At 59.9% G+C, this 17,861-nt stretch carries 18 protein-coding genes and 1 pseudogene; 10 read left to right on the plus strand and 9 right to left on the minus strand.

Annotation, left to right across the window (positions count from 1 at the left end):
* Window positions 1–9: 9 nt before the first annotated feature.
* A complete protein-coding gene (locus tag ACYZTZ_RS23255; protein WP_046048320.1) occupies window positions 10–651 on the minus strand; it encodes a LysE family translocator in 642 nt (213 codons plus the stop codon).
* A gap of 150 nt (window positions 652–801) precedes the next feature.
* Here ACYZTZ_RS23255 and ACYZTZ_RS23260 point away from each other — a divergent pair, with 150 nt between their 5' ends.
* Window positions 802–1,611, plus strand: a complete 810-nt coding sequence (locus ACYZTZ_RS23260; RefSeq protein WP_461999830.1) for an AraC family transcriptional regulator — start codon at window positions 802–804, stop codon at window positions 1,609–1,611.
* Window positions 1,612–1,687: 76 nt separating this feature from the next.
* Window positions 1,688–2,056 (plus strand): cupin domain-containing protein, encoded by a 369-nt coding sequence (locus ACYZTZ_RS23265; protein WP_046048322.1) that lies wholly within the window; start codon window positions 1,688–1,690, stop codon window positions 2,054–2,056.
* A gap of 12 nt (window positions 2,057–2,068) precedes the next feature.
* Here the strand turns inward: ACYZTZ_RS23265 and ACYZTZ_RS23270 are convergent, their stop codons facing one another.
* The 5 genes and pseudogenes from ACYZTZ_RS23270 to ACYZTZ_RS23290 form a co-directional block, all read right to left on the minus strand.
* Window positions 2,069–2,668: a flavin reductase family protein gene (locus ACYZTZ_RS23270; RefSeq protein WP_461999831.1), complete on the minus strand. Its 600-nt coding sequence runs from the start codon at window positions 2,666–2,668 to the stop codon at window positions 2,069–2,071.
* Between the two features lie 57 nt (window positions 2,669–2,725).
* Complete coding sequence (locus ACYZTZ_RS23275) at window positions 2,726–3,334, minus strand: methyl-accepting chemotaxis protein (RefSeq protein WP_259674753.1); 609 nt, start codon at window positions 3,332–3,334, stop codon at window positions 2,726–2,728.
* Window positions 3,314–4,078, minus strand: a pseudogene (locus tag ACYZTZ_RS23280) (PAS domain-containing protein); the annotation flags it as partial. The pseudogene ACYZTZ_RS23280 and the gene ACYZTZ_RS23275, both read right to left, overlap by 21 nt.
* Before the next feature lie 85 nt (window positions 4,079–4,163).
* Window positions 4,164–4,718 (minus strand): UDP-4-amino-4,6-dideoxy-N-acetyl-beta-L-altrosamine N-acetyltransferase, encoded by a 555-nt coding sequence (gene pseH, locus ACYZTZ_RS23285; RefSeq protein WP_461999832.1) that lies wholly within the window; start codon window positions 4,716–4,718, stop codon window positions 4,164–4,166.
* A 40-nt stretch (window positions 4,719–4,758) separates the two neighbouring features.
* On the minus strand, window positions 4,759–6,072 hold the full coding sequence (locus ACYZTZ_RS23290; RefSeq protein ID WP_461999833.1) for an MFS transporter: 1,314 nt from the start codon (window positions 6,070–6,072) through the stop codon (window positions 4,759–4,761).
* A gap of 201 nt (window positions 6,073–6,273) precedes the next feature.
* On the opposite strand from ACYZTZ_RS23290, the gene ACYZTZ_RS23295 reads away from it, so the two are divergent.
* The 4 genes from ACYZTZ_RS23295 to ACYZTZ_RS23310 all read left to right on the plus strand — a co-directional run bounded on the left by ACYZTZ_RS23295 (window position 6,274) and on the right by ACYZTZ_RS23310 (window position 10,254).
* Window positions 6,274–7,692 (plus strand): short-chain fatty acid transporter, encoded by a 1,419-nt coding sequence (locus ACYZTZ_RS23295; protein ID WP_033061219.1) that lies wholly within the window; start codon window positions 6,274–6,276, stop codon window positions 7,690–7,692.
* 214 nt (window positions 7,693–7,906) lie between these two features.
* Complete coding sequence (locus ACYZTZ_RS23300) at window positions 7,907–8,227, plus strand: hypothetical protein (protein ID WP_008153466.1); 321 nt, start codon at window positions 7,907–7,909, stop codon at window positions 8,225–8,227.
* Between the two features lie 185 nt (window positions 8,228–8,412).
* Window positions 8,413–9,585 (plus strand): hypothetical protein, encoded by a 1,173-nt coding sequence (locus ACYZTZ_RS23305; protein ID WP_461999834.1) that lies wholly within the window; start codon window positions 8,413–8,415, stop codon window positions 9,583–9,585.
* 144 nt (window positions 9,586–9,729) lie between these two features.
* Window positions 9,730–10,254 (plus strand): SET domain-containing protein-lysine N-methyltransferase, encoded by a 525-nt coding sequence (locus ACYZTZ_RS23310; RefSeq protein ID WP_461999835.1) that lies wholly within the window; start codon window positions 9,730–9,732, stop codon window positions 10,252–10,254.
* 6 nt (window positions 10,255–10,260) lie between these two features.
* On the opposite strand, the gene can is transcribed toward ACYZTZ_RS23310, so the two are convergent.
* Entirely contained in the window at window positions 10,261–10,905 is a 645-nt protein-coding gene (gene can, locus ACYZTZ_RS23315; RefSeq protein ID WP_008145531.1) for a carbonate dehydratase, read from the minus strand.
* 152 nt (window positions 10,906–11,057) lie between these two features.
* Here can and ACYZTZ_RS23320 point away from each other — a divergent pair, with 152 nt between their 5' ends.
* Window positions 11,058–11,462 carry a serine kinase/phosphatase gene (locus ACYZTZ_RS23320; RefSeq protein WP_461999836.1) on the plus strand — a complete coding sequence of 135 codons (405 nt, stop codon included), beginning with the start codon at window positions 11,058–11,060 and terminating at the stop codon, window positions 11,460–11,462.
* A 167-nt stretch (window positions 11,463–11,629) separates the two neighbouring features.
* On the opposite strand, the gene rimI is transcribed toward ACYZTZ_RS23320, so the two are convergent.
* Both rimI and ACYZTZ_RS23330 read right to left on the minus strand, forming a co-directional pair.
* Window positions 11,630–12,082 carry a ribosomal protein S18-alanine N-acetyltransferase gene (rimI, locus tag ACYZTZ_RS23325; protein WP_008145534.1) on the minus strand — a complete coding sequence of 151 codons (453 nt, stop codon included), beginning with the start codon at window positions 12,080–12,082 and terminating at the stop codon, window positions 11,630–11,632.
* On the minus strand, window positions 12,075–12,833 hold the full coding sequence (locus tag ACYZTZ_RS23330; protein WP_462000705.1) for an energy transducer TonB: 759 nt from the start codon (window positions 12,831–12,833) through the stop codon (window positions 12,075–12,077). The genes rimI and ACYZTZ_RS23330 overlap by 8 nt, the downstream gene beginning before the upstream one ends.
* 206 nt (window positions 12,834–13,039) lie before the next feature.
* Between ACYZTZ_RS23330 and mksB the strand changes: the two genes are divergently transcribed.
* Genes mksB through mksF form a run of 3 tightly spaced genes read left to right on the plus strand, consistent with a single transcriptional unit; the run spans window position 13,040 to window position 17,845 of the window.
* Entirely contained in the window at window positions 13,040–14,317 is a 1,278-nt protein-coding gene (gene mksB, locus ACYZTZ_RS23335) for an Mks condensin complex protein MksB (protein WP_461999837.1), read from the plus strand.
* Window positions 14,307–15,008 (plus strand): Mks condensin complex protein MksE, encoded by a 702-nt coding sequence (mksE, locus tag ACYZTZ_RS23340; protein ID WP_008145537.1) that lies wholly within the window; start codon window positions 14,307–14,309, stop codon window positions 15,006–15,008. Before mksB ends, mksE begins: the two co-directional genes overlap by 11 nt.
* Complete coding sequence (mksF, locus tag ACYZTZ_RS23345) at window positions 15,005–17,845, plus strand: Mks condensin complex protein MksF (protein ID WP_129441217.1); 2,841 nt, start codon at window positions 15,005–15,007, stop codon at window positions 17,843–17,845. The genes mksE and mksF overlap by 4 nt, the downstream gene beginning before the upstream one ends.
* Window positions 17,846–17,861 lie beyond the last annotated feature (16 nt).

A 17,861-nucleotide genomic window follows, 5' to 3' on the forward strand; every position in this document is an offset into this window, starting at 1 on the left:
CAGAACTCCTCAACGATTGGCCACCAGATGTGCGCCGAACAGTAGGTAGCAACTGCCGGCGAAGCGATCCAGCCATTTACGCGAACGATCATAAGCACCCGCGACCCGCCGGCTGGCAAACAGCAGTGCCACGCTGCAATACCAACTGAATGACAAGGTCGCCATGGTCAGCACGGCCAGCGCTAGCAGCATCGGTGGCGGCGAGGCCGGCATGGCCGTGGCGAAAATCGTTGCAACGAATAGCGCAGCCTTGGGATTGGTCATGTTGCCGACAAAGCCCCGGCCATACGCCGATAGCAGCGTGCGACCTGCGCCATTCAGCGAGTGGCTATCGCCCGGCACACTCGGTGGTTTGCGCTTGAACTGCTTCAACCCCAGATAAATCAGGTAACAACCGCCGGCAATCTTGAAGCTCAGATAGAGCGTCGGCGCAGCGCTGAACAGCGACTTGATGCCCAGGCCACCCGCCAATCCCCAAAGCACCGTGCCCGTAGCCACGCCCAGTGCGGCGACGACACCGTGGCGCCGGGAGCAACTGGCAGCCAATTGCGCGGTATTGAAGAAGTTCGGCCCCGGCGTCACCACCGCAACCGTCCACAACAGCGCCAACGACAACAACGGAGCGGCGTAACTCAGGTGGGACATTTCCATAATGTGGGGCGCCTTCGTGGCTTAAAAAACATTCAACACCTTGCAACATTAGTCCCGGATTTTCTACCAGCAGGGTGATTCGAACGGCAGCAGACAGGCGGTTGCTCCGTGGGGTAACGTGTTCAGCATCGAGTTCAAGGCAACAACACCATGGCCAAGCACACGCCCCCCATCGACTGGTTCCACCGCGCGCCCGACGTCGGCGGGCTTCAGCGTTTCGAGGCGTTTTTTGCAGGCCACGGCTACGACCTTCACCGCCACGACACCTACGCCATCGGCCACACAATGGCCGGTGTGCAGAGTTTTCAGTACCGCGGTGGCTGGCGCCACAGTCTGCCGGGCGGGACCATGGTGCTGCACCCGGACGAAGTTCACGATGGCGAAGCCGGCACCGAGACCGGGTTCCAGTACCGAATGATGTACATCGAACCGGCGCTGATCCAACAGATGCTCGGCGGCCAGCCGTTGCCGTTTATCAAGACCGGCCTGTCAGCCGATCCACGCTTGTTCGCCGCCACCGCCGTGCTGCTGCGAAGCCTCGATTGCCCCCTCGAGTCTCTCGAAGAACAGGATGCGCTGTTCGACCTGGCCCAAGCCTTGAACAGCGTTTCCGGAGTGCCTGCTACCCGCCAGAGCTTCGACTACGTGGCCGCCGAACGCGCGCGGGAATTTATCCACAGCGCGCTGGATCGCACCGTGACACTGGAAGAACTGGCGCAACACAGCGGCCGCGATCGCTGGAGTCTGTCGCGGGATTTTCGCCTGTTGTTCGGCACCAGCCCTTATCGATACCTGACCATGCGCCGCCTCGACCTGGTCCGCTCGCTGCTGATTCAGGGCCAGACATTGGTCAGCGCCGCGCTGATCGCCGGCTTCACCGATCAGAGCCACATGACCCGGCAGTTCAGCAAAACCTACGGCCTGTCGCCAGCCCGCTGGATGAAAATGCACCGCCGCTGAGCCGCGCACAATCGTTCAAGAAGCACGTCGATGCGCGGGCTATCGTGGGTTTACGATCAACCACGAGAGCTGCTTCATGAAAGCTTACGAAAGCCTGAACTTCGCTGAAAAAATCGCCAGGATCGACCCGTACTGGACGCCTAGGGTCATCGCCGAAATGAACGACTACCAGTTCAAGGTGGTGAAGCTGCTGGGGGATTTCATCTGGCACGATCACCTTGATACCGACGAAACCTTCATCGTCCTCGAAGGGCAACTGCGCATCGACTTTCGCGATGGTCACGTGCTGGTGAACGCCGGCGAAATGTATGTGGTGTCAAAAGGTGTCGAGCACAAACCGTTCGCCGAGCAGGAAGTGAAACTCCTGCTGATCGAACCCAAGGGTGTGCTGAACACGGGTAACGAAGGTGGCGAGCGCACGGCGCAGAATGACGTCTGGGTGTGAAAGGCCGGCTGCTTATGGCTGCAAGGTTTTGCCGTCCACTGGATCGCCGATTTTCAGGAAATGCCCGCCAGCCACATGGTGCAAGGTGCGCAACGCGTCTTGCCCTTCGAAGTGCCAGCGACCGTCACTGAACACGCGCTCGTCTGCCTGGGCGGCAATCACTTCGGCCAGAAACAGATCGTACTGCTGGTGATTGCCGGGCTCCGGCAGCAGTCGGCATTCCAGCCAGGCGACGCAGCCTTCGAGCATCGGCGCATCGATCAACTCAGCGCTGAAGGTCGCCAAGCCATAGACCTGGAACTTGTCCCGGCCTTGGTCCCGGGTCAATTCCAGGCCGGACGTCGAACCCACGGTCTGGACGATATCGGCCTGAGCGGCGCAGGGAACATTCAGCACAAACGTGCCCGAAGCCTCCAGCAATTGACGTGTCCAGGTGGACTTGTCCAGCACCACGGCAATTTTCGGCGGCTCGAAATCCAGCGGCATGGCCCAGGCCGCCGCCATGATGTTGCGCTGGCCGTCATGGGCCGCGCTGACCAGCACGGTCGGGCCGTGATTGAGCAGACGATACGCCTTGGCCAAGGGGACCGAACGGCGGTGAGAAACGCTCATGATGGCTGCTCCTGGGGAAAACGCCGATTGTAGCGATTTACACCGCGATGGCAGGCATCAAGTCGTCAACTGATTGGCAAACTGCCCGACCGCGTTCACCACTTTCTGTGCACCGTCCTGAATCTCGACAATCACCGTCCCCGCCTCTGCCGCCAGCGCCAGCCCCTGTTCAGCCTGGAGTTTGCCCTCGGTCATCAGCGCCACGGCGTTGCGCGCCATGTCCTGGTTCTGACGCACTACGCCGACAATCTCATCGGTTGCCTGGCTGGTGCGCGAAGCCAATTGCCGGACCTCATCCGCCACCACCGCGAAACCACGCCCCTGTTCCCCGGCCCGAGCCGCTTCGATGGCCGCGTTGAGCGCCAGCAGGTTGGTCTGTTCGGCAATCCCGCTGATGGTTTTGACGATGGTGCCGATCACCAGCGACTGCTCGTTCAGCGCTTCGATGCCTTCACCGGCGGTCTGCATGTGCGTGGCAAGGTTCCGCATCACGTTGACCGCCTGAGTCACCACGGCGTTACCGCGCTGCGCGCTGCTGTCGGTTTGCTGCGAGGTGCTGTAGGCAATGTTGGCCGCTTCGGCGACGGCTTGTTCCTGGTTGACTTGATCGGTAATCACCGTGGCGAACTTCACCACTTTGTAGAGCTTGTTGTTGGCATCGACCACCGGGTTGTAGGAAGCCTCCAGCCAGACCACGCGACCGTGGCTGTCGATGCGCTTGAAACGGGCGGCGACGAACTCCCCTGCATTCAAACGGCGCCAGAAGTCCTGGTACGCGGTGCTGTTGTATTCCTCCGGTTCGCAAAAGGTGCGGTGATGTTTACCCTTGATCTGCGCCAGGCTGTAACCCATGCCGCTGAGGAACCGGTCGTTGGCCGCCAGCACGTTGCCATTGAGGTCAAACTCGATCACTGCTGTGGAGCGCACGAGGGCGCCGATCAGGTTCTCATGTTCACGAGACGCCTCGATGGTGCGGGTCAGGTCGCTGGAATAAATCGAGAAGTGTTTGATCCGGCCGTCCGCGGACCGAACCGGCTGCACGATCGAGCGCAGCCAGGCTTCCTGACCATTGCCGCGCAACAAACGCACCGTGCCGGCAAAGTGCTCGCCACGGGTCAACGCGACCTTGAAGCGCTGGTGGAATTCGTCCGACTTCACATGGGCCGGGACGATGTCTTCGATGTGTCGCCCTATCAGGTCGCTGCTCTTGTAGAGCATCTCGCCGATGAAGTTCTGGTTGACCGATTGAATCCGCCCGTCGACATCGAGGGTCAGGACCAGCATCTCGCTTTCCAGACTTTCCTTCACTTGCTGGAGGCTGGAGAGTTCTTCGCGAAGAGCCGACAGCTCCTGCTTCAAGCGTTTGTTGAACATGGGGATACACCGATGGACAGGGATAGAAAGCGGCATGCAGCCTAACCATCGGCCTTGGGGATATTTTCTGAAGAGTGTTTCAGGGTTGTCCTACAAAAATAGTTGCGGTGTGACCTCCTGATCAGCTGACACGGTTCAGCCGTGCCATCACGTTTTCCATCTTCGGCCGTCGCGCCGCCCATTCCTGTCGAGTAATGCCCAGCATCACCACATCGACTCTGACGCTGTCCTTGATAATGTTCTGGCGTCGCACTCCCTCAATGGAAAAGCCGAACTTCTGATGCAGCCTGATCACCGCCGGGTTGCTCTGCAGCACCTCACAGTTGAGCTTTTCCAGACCGGCCACGCCGAACGCATGGTCCAGAAGCCAGAACTCCAACCGACTGCCCAGCCCTTGTCCTTGCAGTTCACTGTCGAGATAAAAAGCCCAGTCAGCCGTTTTGTGCAACGTGCTGATCGCGTTTAGCGACACCACGCCACGGACTGTGCCGTCGAGCATGAGTACGAACACGGATTGACGCGGATTGTCCGTTAATGAGCCGAGCCAGGCAGTGTGCTCGGCCTCGGATATCTCATGATCGGTGTACATGTATTGGCGAACATCAGGCTGATTGCGCAAATCCCGCACACGCGACTGATGCTGACGGGATACTTCAAGGATGGGTACCAATTGCATTGTGCTGCTCCTTTGCATTGCAAGAACCCGCTGCCAGTCGCTAAACGCAGGGAGCCACGCTGCGGCTCCCGACATTAGACATGCGTGCGCCGAAATACGCCGCGCTGCCGATCCCCACAGCCCCCATCACCGCGCAGAAGATCACGCAGATCCATGGGCTCCACGGCATCAGACCGATCAGCAACAACGGTGTGATACTCGCCCAGACGGCGTAGGCAATGTTGTAGGTGAAGGAAATCCCCGAGACACGAATCCGCGCCGGGAACAGGCTGACCATCACCGACGGCACCGCACCGACCACCCCGCAACCAAGGCCGGCCACCGCGTACGCCAGACCGATCCAGTTGCCGCCAATGATCAGGCAGGAATAGAGCACGCCGATGCCCAGTGGCAGCAGCAGGCTATAGAGCATCACCGTGCGCCAGGCGCCAATGCGGTCGACCAGCAGCCCGGCGAGTACACAGCCGATATTCAGAAAAACAATGCCCAAGGCACTCAGGGCGAAGGTGTGGCTAGCGGTCATACCGAAGGTTTTCTGCATCATGGTCGGGGTGATCACCACGAACACCACCACCGCCGAGGTCAGTACGCAGGTGAGGATCATTGCCGGCAGCATGGCCAGACGATGTTCACGCAAGACCGTGCGCAGCGGCAGTTCGACGGCCGCATCACGTTGCGCCTGCATGGCCATGAACACCGGGGTTTCGCTGAGCCAGCGGCGTAGCCAGACGCCGATAACGCCGAACACGCCGCCCAGCAGGAATGGGTAACGCCAGGCGTAATCAAGGATTTCTGCCGGGGTGAACGCCTGTGCCAGAAACGTCGCCGTCAGGGCGCCGATCAGGTAACCAAACGTCAGCCCGGCCTGCAGGAAACCGAGGGCATAACCGCGATGCCCGACGGGTGCATGCTCGGCGACGAACACCCAGGCGCTCGGCACTTCGCCGCCCACCGCCGCGCCCTGGAGGATTCGCAGGGCCAACAGCAGCAACGGTGCGAAATAACCGATCTGCGCATAGGTCGGCATGATGCCGATCAGCAGACAGGGCAGCGCCATCATCAGGATGCTCAGGCTGAAGACCTTCTTGCGGCCCAGTCGATCGGCGAAATGCGCCATCAGAATCCCGCCCAACGGCCGCGCCAGATAACCGGTAGCGAAGATCCCGAAGCTTTGCAGCAGTCGCAGCCACTCGGGCATTTCCGGTGGGAAGAACAGCTGGCTGAGGGTCAGGGCGAAAAATACGAAAATGATGAAATCGTAGATTTCCAGCGCGCCGCCAAGGGCCGCAAGGCCGAGGGTCTTGTAATCCGAGCGGGTGAACGGCACCGGGCGCGAGTGGGTGTTAGCAGTCATGAAAAGCACTCTGGCATAGGCAAAAAACCAAGGCGCCCATGGTCTACGCAAACGCGCCAACGGACAACCCGTTAGACCAAAGTCCTAGACGCGTAAAACTTCGTCACAAAATAGAACCGATTGTTTTACTGTTGGCACCTGTCTAGACGGGCCTTTGCGGTCCTGAAGACCACAACAAACATAAAAATTCGAGGTACACCCGTGGCCGCTGATATCGAAGATACCCGCTCTGCCCGCTTTGCCCTGCGCTGCTCAAGTTTTGCCGAACGCTGGTTCCCTGACTCCTGGGTGTTTGCCGCACTGGCGGTGATTATCGTCGCCGTGGCCACCCTGTTCATGGGCGCCAAACCCACCGACGCCGCCATGGCCTTCGGTGACGGCTTCTGGAGCCTGATCCCGTTCACCATGCAGATGGCTTTCGTGGTGATCGGCGGTTATGTGGTTGCCAGTTCGCCACCGGCGGTGAAACTGATCGACCGGCTGGCGCGAATCCCGAAAAACGGCCGCTCGGCCGTGGCCTGGGTTGCGTTGATCTCCATGGTCGCTTCACTGCTGAACTGGGGGCTGTCGCTGGTGTTTGGCGGTTTGCTGGTGCGCGCCCTCGCCCGCCGTACCGATCTGAAAATGGACTACCGCGCTGCCGGTGCTGCCGCCTATCTGGGTCTCGGCGCGGTATGGGCCTTGGGCCTGTCCTCGTCCGCCGCGCAATTGCAGGCCAACCCGGCCAGCCTGCCGCCATCGATTCTGTCGATCACCGGGGTGATTCCTTTCACGCAAACGATCTTTCTCTGGCAGTCCGGTGTGATGTTGCTGGCGCTGATCGTGATCTCACTGATCATTGCCTACGCCACTGCACCCGGCCCGAACTCGGCCCGTGATGCCAAAGCCTGCGGCATCGATCCGAGCTTCAACCTGCCGCCGTTGCAACCGCGCACGCGCCCCGGCGAATGGCTGGAACACAGTCCGCTGCTGACGATTTTGCTGGTGCTGCTGGCAGCCGGATGGCTGTTCCACGAGTTTTCGACCAAACCGGCGATCAGCGCGATTTCCGGGCTGAACACCTACAACTTCCTGTTCATCATGCTCGGTGCCCTGCTGCACTGGCGCCCGCGCAGCTTCCTTGACGCGGTGAGCCGTGCGGTGCCGACCACCACGGGCGTACTGATTCAGTTCCCGCTGTACGGCTCGATCGCGGCGCTGATGACCACCGTCAAAGGGACTGACGCTCAGACGTTGGCTCACCACATCTCGACCTTTTTCGTACAAATCGCGTCCCACGACACCTACGCGCTGCTGATGGGCGTGTACTCGGCGATCCTCGGTTTCTTCATCCCGTCCGGCGGGGGTAAATGGATCATCGAAGCGCCGTACGTCATGCAAGTGGCCACCGACCTGAACTACCACCTGGGCTGGGCCGTGCAGATCTACAACGCCGCCGAAGCCCTGCCGAACCTGATCAACCCGTTCTACATGCTGCCGCTGCTGGGTGTGCTCGGGTTGAAGGCGCGGGACTTGATCGGGTTTTCGTTCGTGCAACTGCTGGTGCACACGCCGCTGGTGCTGTTTCTGCTGTGGGCGCTGGGGACGACGCTGACGTATACGGCACCGGTCATGCCGTAACACGTAAGTGATTGCACCTGCTGCGGGCAGGTGCAATCAGTTCACCCTGCTTGAGCATGAAACAAACGCCTAGATTTATCCTACAAACAGGCTCGATTGCGCCTGACATGAAACCCGGAGAGTTCTTATCTCCAACCTATAAATCGCTGAGTAAACTCCGACAGCTCACACACTTTTTAAAGCAAGACAGCACTGACCAAGGATGAACAAACACATGTCTTTAATATCGAAAACGCTGGAAGAGATGATTAACGAGATTTACCAGGACGGTAGGGTTTCAGTCGTTGAATATAAAAAGCTGCGTGATGATGCAGATCGCCGTATGGACGCTGTCGTCCGCGAGTTCGGCCAGCACAACAATTTGACCGCCCTTCAAAAAGCGATGGATGTGGTCATGCAATTAACGCAAACGTCCATCATTGATGCCAAAAAAGCCAAACTGACCGACACAGGAGAGGCCATCGTCAAGGATGCCGTATTTGCACAGGTCGAGTACTTGCGCGCCGGTACTCATCTGGCACTAAAGCTGTTGTAACGCTTCAACCACCGTCCGGCCCATAGACATCAAGCCCGGGCCGGACTCCATAACCGAGCGTTGCTGGCATACACACCGCAGGCTCTACGCAAAAAAACTACACGCAGACACTGTTCTGTGTAACGCCGCTGATCCAGTATGGCGCGTACCCCAATCAACGGGACCACGCTGAAAAGGATCTGAGCATGTTCAAATTCGCAGGATTCACCCTCGCGGCCCTCACCCTGAGTGCCGCCGCCCATGCCGATGTCGACCTGAAGCTGGGCAGTACCGAACGCGTCACCCGCCTGTTCGCTTACCCCAACAACTGCAACGTGATCTGCTTTCGCAACTGGACGCTGGAACAAACGGTCGAGCATTACCTGACCCAAAGCGTGCAGCGCGATGGTTACAGCGCGGCGAAAGTGTTGGTCAAAACCGATAACAATCAGCTCTATGCCGAAATCAGCGGCGTACCCCGTGGCTATGAAAAACCGCTGGCGGCGTTGCTCGATGCCGGTGATCTGGCCTATACCGGCGCCAGCAAGCTGAATGCCGATGGCAAGTGGGCTTACAGCTGGTATCTGTTCCTGCCACTGGGCATGGCCCTGGAAAACCGCAAAAGCGTTGAACTGTTGCACTTCCCACCCGACTATTCGTTGACCCAGGCTCAGGATTACCTGCGATCCGCCACCACCGATCGCTGGGCCACACTGCTGACTGTCAATGGAATCCCGGCCGACCAGACGCCGGGCTACCAGACCATCATCGACATCGCACCGATTGCCGCACCGTCCAACGCTGGCAAAGATCTGGAAGGCGTCTACGACTACTTCAAGGACTACCAGACCACGATGGTCAAGCAACTCAGCCAGAACGCCAGTGGTGCGGCGTTACCGATGGTCGCCTTCGGCGCGCCAGTGCGTAACTGGATCAAGCAGCAATACGGGCCGACCGTGAACGTGCTGGGCCTGGTCAGCATCAGCCCGAGCGACGGGGTGAAAGTGCCAGTGCTGGGTTCCAACCACCCAAGCTACATTTGGTACGCCGCCGACCCGCAAAGCTATACCGGCAGCGATGCCCAGGCCAAGGCCGATGCCGCGGGCCTTAAAGTCATGGGTCAGGATTTGAGTGCTGCGTGCTGGCAGGCCGCCATGGGCCGCCAACCGGACAGTAATCCCGACATTGAACTGAGAAGCTGCACCCAGACCTGGCAAGTGGCCCAGGCAGATAAAACCTGCGAGCTGTTCTATACCTCGATCCGCAACCTGACGCCCGAAAAAGCCGTGGCCAAGTGCGCGACGGCACCGATCAAATCTCAGCTCAAACAGCTGAAAGCTCCGGTACCCGCGACGGCGATCCCTGTCCCTGCTCTGTAAAGCGATGAACGGCGGGTCTACTGTCATAACTGACAGTAGACCCGCCGTTTCATTTGCGAGAGGCTTGAGTCGTACCCATGTGTTGCAGAGCTGACAGGATCGTCAGCTGATGGAGGTCGCAGCACCCAGCCGACAAGGATCGTTATGAAAACCCAGGCCCTGCACGAGACGCTTGCACAACCTCCCGACGGGATTTATCCATTTGCGGAGCTGCCCGTTCGCCTTGGATTCCCCTCCAGGGCCGACTTCGAGATTATCGACAACACCAACGGATCGGCGGCAGCCGTCGCAGTACTTCGGGATTTTCCACGCATCAGCCGAATTTGTCGGGCGTCGGGGCATCTGCTGCCTTATCGGTGTCGGCATACCCGGCAATTGGCCCGTGGCATCCATGTCTACGACCCGCGCTTCTGCGGGCTGCTGCGACACTCCTGCGACCCAAACGTATTTCTCGACATGAGCGAGCTGTGGTTGTGGGCGCTGAAGGACATCAAAAAAGGCGACCGACTGACGATGGACTACGCTTCCACCGAAGACAAACTCTTGCGTCAGTTCGCCTGCCAGTGCGGCTCGTTCGACTGCCGAGGCTGGATCACCGGCTACGATGAACCGCCGAACGCCGACGGCCAGTTGTTTCTGCAGCACTGGCGCCGGCGAAGTCTCTGCTGAAGGGCGTTACAACGCCTCGACCGGACGCAGACGGTATTGCGGCGGCAATTGCTCGAAACCGCTGATGGTGGCGTTCAGGCTTTTCCAGCGACCGTCCTTGATGCCATAAATGCAGCCGTGAACAGACAGGCTCTGCCCGCGGTGCCAGGCGTTTTGCACAATGCTGGTGTGCCCGACGTTGGCCACTTGCTGGATCACGTTGTATTCGCAGAGGCGGTCGACCCGCTCTTCTTCGGTGGGCAACTTGGCGAGTTCTTCGCGTTTTTCATAATAGAGATCGCGAATCGAACGCAGCCAGCCGTCGATCAGGCCCAGCTGACGGTCCTGCATCGAGGCGCGCACGCCGCCGCAGCCATAGTGGCCGGTAACGAGGATGTGTTTGACCTTCAGCACGTCGACCGCGTACTGAATCACTGACAGGCAGTTGAGGTCGGTATGCAGCACCACGTTGGCCACGTTGCGGTGTACAAACAGATCGCCGGGCAGCATGCCGACGATCTCGTTCGCCGGCACCCGGGCGTCGGAGCAACCGATCCACAGGTATTCCGGGGTTTGCTGACGGGCCAGCTTGGCGAAGAAATCAGGATCTTCTTTGGTGATCGCGTCAGCCCAGCGCTCGTTGTTATCAATCAGATCTTGTAATTCGTTCATGCAATGAAGCCTCGAGAATGATGCGCTTCTATGACAGACAACCATCTGTCGGGGTCACGCGCCAGATGCAGAAACCCGGTTTTCCATGCCGGAGGAATTCTCAGCAGCCCAGGGGGTCCACCCTAGTAAGGCCTACAGTATGAGGAATTGCCATGACTGAATCACGACGTCCGTACGATGCGGTGCAACCCGAGCCCATCGATGACAACGAAGACCGCATGGGTTCGATGCATGAGCTGGACTTCGACGAGGAAGAACCCAGCGCCAAAATCGGCGACGAGCTGACGCAAACGGAGCGTGAACGCCTGATGCCTCGCAAACGCGTACGTGAAGCCGGCATGACCGGAGCCTCGACCGATGACCATGAGTCCACCGACGACGACATGAGCCCGGAAAACCTGATCCTTGAAGACGGCGCAAGGGATGCCCACGAAGCGGGTGAAGGCGGCCAGGCCGATTGGGATTTGAGCATTGTCGATGAAGATGACATCGGCGGGGGCAATGGGCTGGATGAAGAGGAACTGGCGCGGCGGGATCCGATGGACGGTAATCGTTGATCAATCTGTCGGAGGAACACCGTCGCTCCCTTTGATTGACCGGATCTACCCGGTAGGAGCTGCCGAAGGTTCGGGCCGCGTTCGGACGATCTTTTGATCTTGAATTGTCGCGACACAGAAAGATCAAAAGATCGCAGCCTTCGGCAGCTCCTACGGGTGATCGGTGTTCAATCGACCAGGGTGCAGGCCATCACCACCGCATCTTCCCGCCCACCCACCGCCGGGTAGTAATCGCGTCGACGACCAATCTCGTTAAACCCATAACGCTCGTACAACTTGAACGCGCCACGGTTGCTGTCGCGCACTTCCAGAAAACACTCCCGCGCCTTGGCGTCATACGCCCGGGACATCAAATGCTCCAGCAACGTCAAACCCAGGCCACGGCCCTGGTTCTCCGGTTTGACGGTGATGTTCAGCAGATGCGCTTCATCAAGGATGATCTGCACCACCCCGTGGCCGACCTGCTGTTGGCCTTCAAACATCAGCCATATCTGATATTTACCCAGCCCATCGAGAAAAATCCCGCGAGTCCAGGGATGGCTGTAAGCCGCGTATTCGATTTTCAGTACAGCGTCCAGGTCCGCCTCGGTCATCGGGCGGAACGATACAGCGTCACTCATTCGATTCTTTCCAGCGCGCCATCAGCCGACGCATGGCTTGCCAGACATCAGCCTTACGCTGTGGCTCTTCCATTAATAATTCCAGACCCGGCAGGGCCCAGACCGAGCCCAGGCCGTCGACCTGGAGTTCACGGTTGAAGGATTCGGCGTTCGCCTCACCGGCGAAACGCACCGCTGGCAGGCCGATCAGCCACACGCAGACACACGGTGCGTCTTCCAGCCGGGCCGAGAGAAAACCTTGCACGAAATCGCGAGCCGCTTCCGGGCCTTGATCCATGGTGCCCCGAGACAACAGCGGCCAACGCACCGGCTCGCCGACGATCTGCGGGCTGTCCGGCAGACCGGCGGCACGCAACATGTCTTTGAGCAACAGATAGGCGGGGTCGCGGGTCTGGAACGATTCGCCTGTGGGTAACTCCACCAACAGCAGGCAACGCCCGGCCCGCAGCAATTGCAGGGCGAAACGCGGTGGCGGTACGACTGGCGCCTTGGCCACAACCGGAGCGGCCTCTTCTTCAACCTTGGCATTCGTGCGCGTGCTGGCTAGCGATGGCCGCGGCACCTCGATTTTCACCCGTTCGGCCGGTTTAACCAGCGGTTCCACGGGCGAATCAGCCACAGGCACGGGCGCAACCGGAGCAACCGGAGCAACCGGCGCGACGACCAACGGCTCGGGCATCTCCAGCAGTTCGGGACGCGAGGGCGCAGCAAAGGGCAATTCGGTGCGCGGCAGCCAGTTGACCACCTGCATGGCGGTCAAATAAGCGCGGCGACGGGACTCGATAAGCAAAGGTCGGCCACTTGTGGATAACTAAAGTGCGGTGATTCTACCGCCCTTCGCTCAAGATCGCCCACGCTTGATCGATAGAAAGCCAACTGTCCGTCCCGAGAGTGAATCGCAACGGGCGTGATGCAGTACAATCGCGACTTTTAATCGCCAACCAGCCGGCCATTCCGATGATCGAACCCAAGCGCGTCTTGCGCGCCCTCGCTGAACACTGGGCACTTCTGGAGCCACTGTGCGAGCACTTCGACCAAGGCACCTTGAGCCTCAACGAATTGCGTTCACAGTTGGCCGCCCAGCAACTGGACAGTACGCCGCAGGACATCACCAGCCTGCTGGATGTGTGGATCCGCCTCGACATTCTGGTTCCCGTGGCGAAAAGCCCGAACCGTTTCGAGCTCAATGCGCAGATCCACGACTTTCTCGCTTACCTGCGCCGTGAGCACCGTCTGGGCCTGTGCCTGGAGATCGAAGCCTATCTGCGCCATCTCGAGCGCCTGGCCGGTTATATCCAGGACGCCTTCGACATCCGCGACGGCCACGACCTGGCGCGCCAGTTGCGCCTGCTCGACATGCGCGTACGGGACGTATTGAAAAAACTCGCCAACGACGAACAGGCCCTGGTGGCCGTCGCCGAGCGGGCCAAGACCAGCGACCGGCAGATTCCCCTGCGCCAGCGTTACGCTGAAGTACTGGCGACCTGGGACGAATACGTCGAACCGATGATTCAGCTGGTGAACGCCGACGGCGCCTTCGAACAAGGCGTGCGCAAAGTCGAGAACGTGCTGCTGAAGATGCTCACCGAGCAGCAGCGCCTTGGCCATCTGGTCGATGACGACATGCTGCTGCGCACCCACGCGCGCATCCTCGAAATGCAGACCAGCGCCCAGCTGACGCTGCGTCACGCCCGCGAGCTGTTGCTGCCGCTACGTGAAGAAGCCCGTCGGCACAACGCCGTGACCCGTGGCGCAGCGCTGGCCTTATCGGCCATCCGTCGTAAAGGCATCGATGCGGTGCCACAAGCGGCGATGCCGATGTTCACTCGGCCGCAAAGCACCTTCCTCGGCAGTGCCAGTCAGGTCGAAGCCTACGTTTATGCCCTGGCGCGTTTCGAGCCGAAACCGGCACGCTTCCCCAGGGCCCACAAGACGCAGAAAGGCGAAGCGCCGCGCGCGCCACGCACGGTTCGGGAAATGCTCGAACGCTGCGAAGACGCCCTGCCGATGCCGGACCTGATGACCTGGCTGCTGGAGCAGGAACCGGACGGCGCCACCGACGAATTGCTTTATTGGTTCTCGCGCCTGTCGCGGGAAAAGCGCTTCACACGCGAGCGTCTGGAACGCCGCGATTACCACACTCACGAGCACCAGGTCAGCCTGCGCTCTTTCGCCCTGCTCTCGGCCCGCGACACCGCCGCCGAGGATTCTGCGAGCACCCCACATGCATCTTGATCTAAACGAACTGTCCCAGCTGGCGCCGATTTTTCGCGAGCTGTTCAAGGGCTACCACGTCAGCCGCCGCGACCCTGAGCTGTACGCGCAACTGTCGAACTTCCAGGACCAGTACCGCACGCTGTTCAAGGCGCTGGGCTTTGAACTGGTCTGCGACACCCGGGGTTTCTACTACTTCGTGCCGGACCTCGCTGCTGCGGCGGTGAACAAGACCGCGCAACGTCTGGCGCTGTTCACCTTCATTCTCGTCGAGCATCTGGCCGATCAGGGCCGTGACCCGGTCGCCGTGCTCGACGGCGGCAGCCTCGGCCGCGACGAGTTGCCATCGTTGCTGGAAAAGTACCGCGACTTGTTCATCCAGGCCGAAGTGCAGACCGTCGAAGAGCTCGAAGAAAAAATCATGCGCCGCATGACTCAGCTCGGTTTTGCCGGCGAAGAAAATGGCATCTACCGTTTTCTGCCACCGATGCACCGCTTCCTCGATGTCTGCCTGTCGGTCCAGCAGGATCGCGACCTGGCGGCCAGTCTGCACAGTGTGTTGCCATTGCCGGTGCCAGTGCTGATCGATGACGACAGCGACGAAAAACTATTGGAAACCGATGACCCGCTCGATCTGAGCGACTTCGCTGAAGAAAGCGAAGAAGACGCCATGGCCCGCGCCATTGCCGAAGAACAGGAAACCGACGCATGAGCAAGGAACGCTACGGCATTCGCCGCTTTGCCCTTTTGAACACCGCCGGTTACAGCCTCGGCCTGTTCCCGCTGGAAGAACCGTTGTCGGTATACGGCGCGAACAACCTCGGCAAATCCGCCTCGATCAACGCCTTGCAGTTCCCGATTCTGGCGCGCATGTCGGACATGAGTTTCGGCAAGTACAGCCTGGAACAATCCCGGCGCTTCTACTTCGCGTCGGACACCAGCTACATCCTGGTCGAAGTGTCCCTGCCCCACGGCCCTCATGTGATTGGCGTGGTCGGTCGCGGCCCGGGCGGTGGTTTCGGTCACCAGTTCTTTGCCTACGCCGGCAAACTGGATCTGGCCCATTACCAGAAAAACGACACCTGCCTGCGCCAGAAAGAATTGTTCACCAACCTTGAGCGCGAAGGCCTGAAAGCCTACGAACTCAAACCGGATGAGCTGCGTCGTTTGCTGGTCGGCGGTCACACCTCGATCCCGCTGGACCTGACGCTGATCCCGCTGCGCTCCACCAGCGAGCAGAGCCTGAAGACCTTCCGCGCACTGTTCATCAACCTGCTGCACATGCGCGAAATCACCGCGGCCAAGCTCAAGCAATTGTTCCTCGATGCGTTCGAACACAGCCTGCGTTCCGGCAGCGTCGACTACATCGCCGCGTGCGAAGAAGCGTTCCGCGATGTACGACGCATGGAGCAGGACTACAACTCGTTGGTCACTGCCGGCCCATTGGTCGAAGCCCTTGCGGCAGGCGTGACCCAGCGCAATATCCTGCGCGGCAAACTGCACCGCATCTCGCCGCTGCTCGATTCCCTGCTCGGCACTTGGTCGGACTACGCCAGTGCGCGCAAGGAAGAGCTGACGATTCAGGCCGAGCACTACCGCAACGAACAGGACGCGCTGCAAAACGATCAGCGCGGCGGCACTCAGGAGCTGATGCGCCTGGAGCGGGAAATCACCGGCATCCAGCGCTGGCTCGGCGAGCTGTCGGTGCTCAAGCATCGCTTCGCGCTGGTCGATGACGTCAAAGTGCTTGAGCAGCAACTGCTCGCCGCCAAGGACGCGCACGATGAACTGGCCGGTGCGCTGGCGCAGTCGCGGCAGTTCAGCGCCGAAGATCTGGAAGAGCGTCTGCGGGATCTGGAAAAACGCCTGAAGTCGGTCAAGCAGCAACTCGATCACGCCGACAACAACAGCTACGCCCGTCTGCGCGAGGAGTTCTCGCAACAGGACGTCGAGCGTCTGATGCGCCTGTTCAACAGCGCGCTGTTCAGCCTGCCGCTGGGTGAGCACGGTATTACGCTGGACGAGGACGGTCAGTGGGTCAAATCCATGGAACTGATTCTCGACGGTTTCAAAGGCGAACGTTTCGAAGTGCCGGGCCTGTCCATCGACATCTCGCACATCGAACCGCCGGCCCTGCAAGCCTTGGCTGACCGCGCAGCATTGCGCGATCAGAAAGAGCGTCTGGACAAAGAACTCAAACAACTGAAAACCCAGCAAGCCGTGGCCGCCGACCGCGCCGCGAGCAAGACCCAGACCGAAGCGCTGTACCAGCAAGTGCTGGATGCGCAGAAAGCGCTGGAAGATTTCCGCCGCGCGCAAACCCTGAGCGCCGAGGAAGGCGACAAGCTGGAACAGCTGGCGCAGATGGAAGCGGCGCAGGACGAGTTGAAGCGTTCCAGCGACGCCTTCACCGAACGCGTCCAGCAACTGTCGGCCAAACTGCAACTGGTCGGCCGGCAGATCGGCGACATGGAAGCCAAGCAACGCACCCTCGACGACGCCCTGCGCCGCCGTCAGCTGTTACCCGCAGATCTGCCATTCGGCACGCCGTTCATGGACCCGATCGACGATTCCATGGACAACCTGTTGCCGCTGCTCAATGACTATCAGGACAGTTGGCAAGGTTTGCAGCGCAGCGATGGTCAGATCGAGGCGCTGTACGCGCAGGTCCGCCTCAAGGGCGTCGCCAAGTTCGACAGCGAAGACGATATGGAGCGTCGCCTGCAACTGTTGATCAACGCTTACGCGCACCGCACCGACGAAGCGCTGACCCTCGGCAAGGCACGTCGTGCGGCCGTTACCGACATCGCCCGGACCCTGCGCAACATTCGCAGCGACTACGACAGCCTTGAGCATCAACTGGCGTTGTTCAACCGCGAGATCAACAAGCGTCAGGTCTCCAACCTGCAAAGCTTCCGCATCGTGCTCGCGCCGAACAAGGAAGCGCTTAAACACATCGACCAGATCATCCACAGCGCCGGCCAGTACGAGGAAGGCGAAACCCTCTCCGTGTTCGACCTGAGCCAAAGCGCTGATCAGGACAACAAGAACGAAGAAGCCAAGGAATACCTGGCGCGCCTGGTAGCAGCGAACCACAACCAGCTCGGCCTCAAGGATTTGTTCGAGTTGGCGTTCGAGATCACCAAGGTCAACGGTCAGCCGGTTATCCACACTGATATCGATGGTGCCGCTTCCAACGGTACGACTATGACCATCAAGGCGCTGACCAACATGTACTTGTTGCTGCACTTGATGGACCGTGACCAGGCCGGTCGCGTGCGCCTGCCGTATTACCTCGACGAGGCAGCGGACATCGACGAGAAGAACCAGGCAGCGCTGTTGGAAACCAGCCTGCAACTGGGCTTCGTACCGATCCTGGCGAGTGTGAAGCCGCAGGTCTGCGCCAGTGTCGCCATCGACTTGGAAGGCGGCAGCGGCCCGAACGGGATCTACATCGACGAGGCGGACTGGAAGTACATCCGTCGTCACGATGAAGTGAAGGCTGCCGTTACCGTTGAGGCGGATGAACCGGAGCTGGATGCTGTCTGATTTGCGTTAATTGACA

The sequence above is a fragment of the Pseudomonas sp. LB3P58 genome, assembly GCF_054897895.1.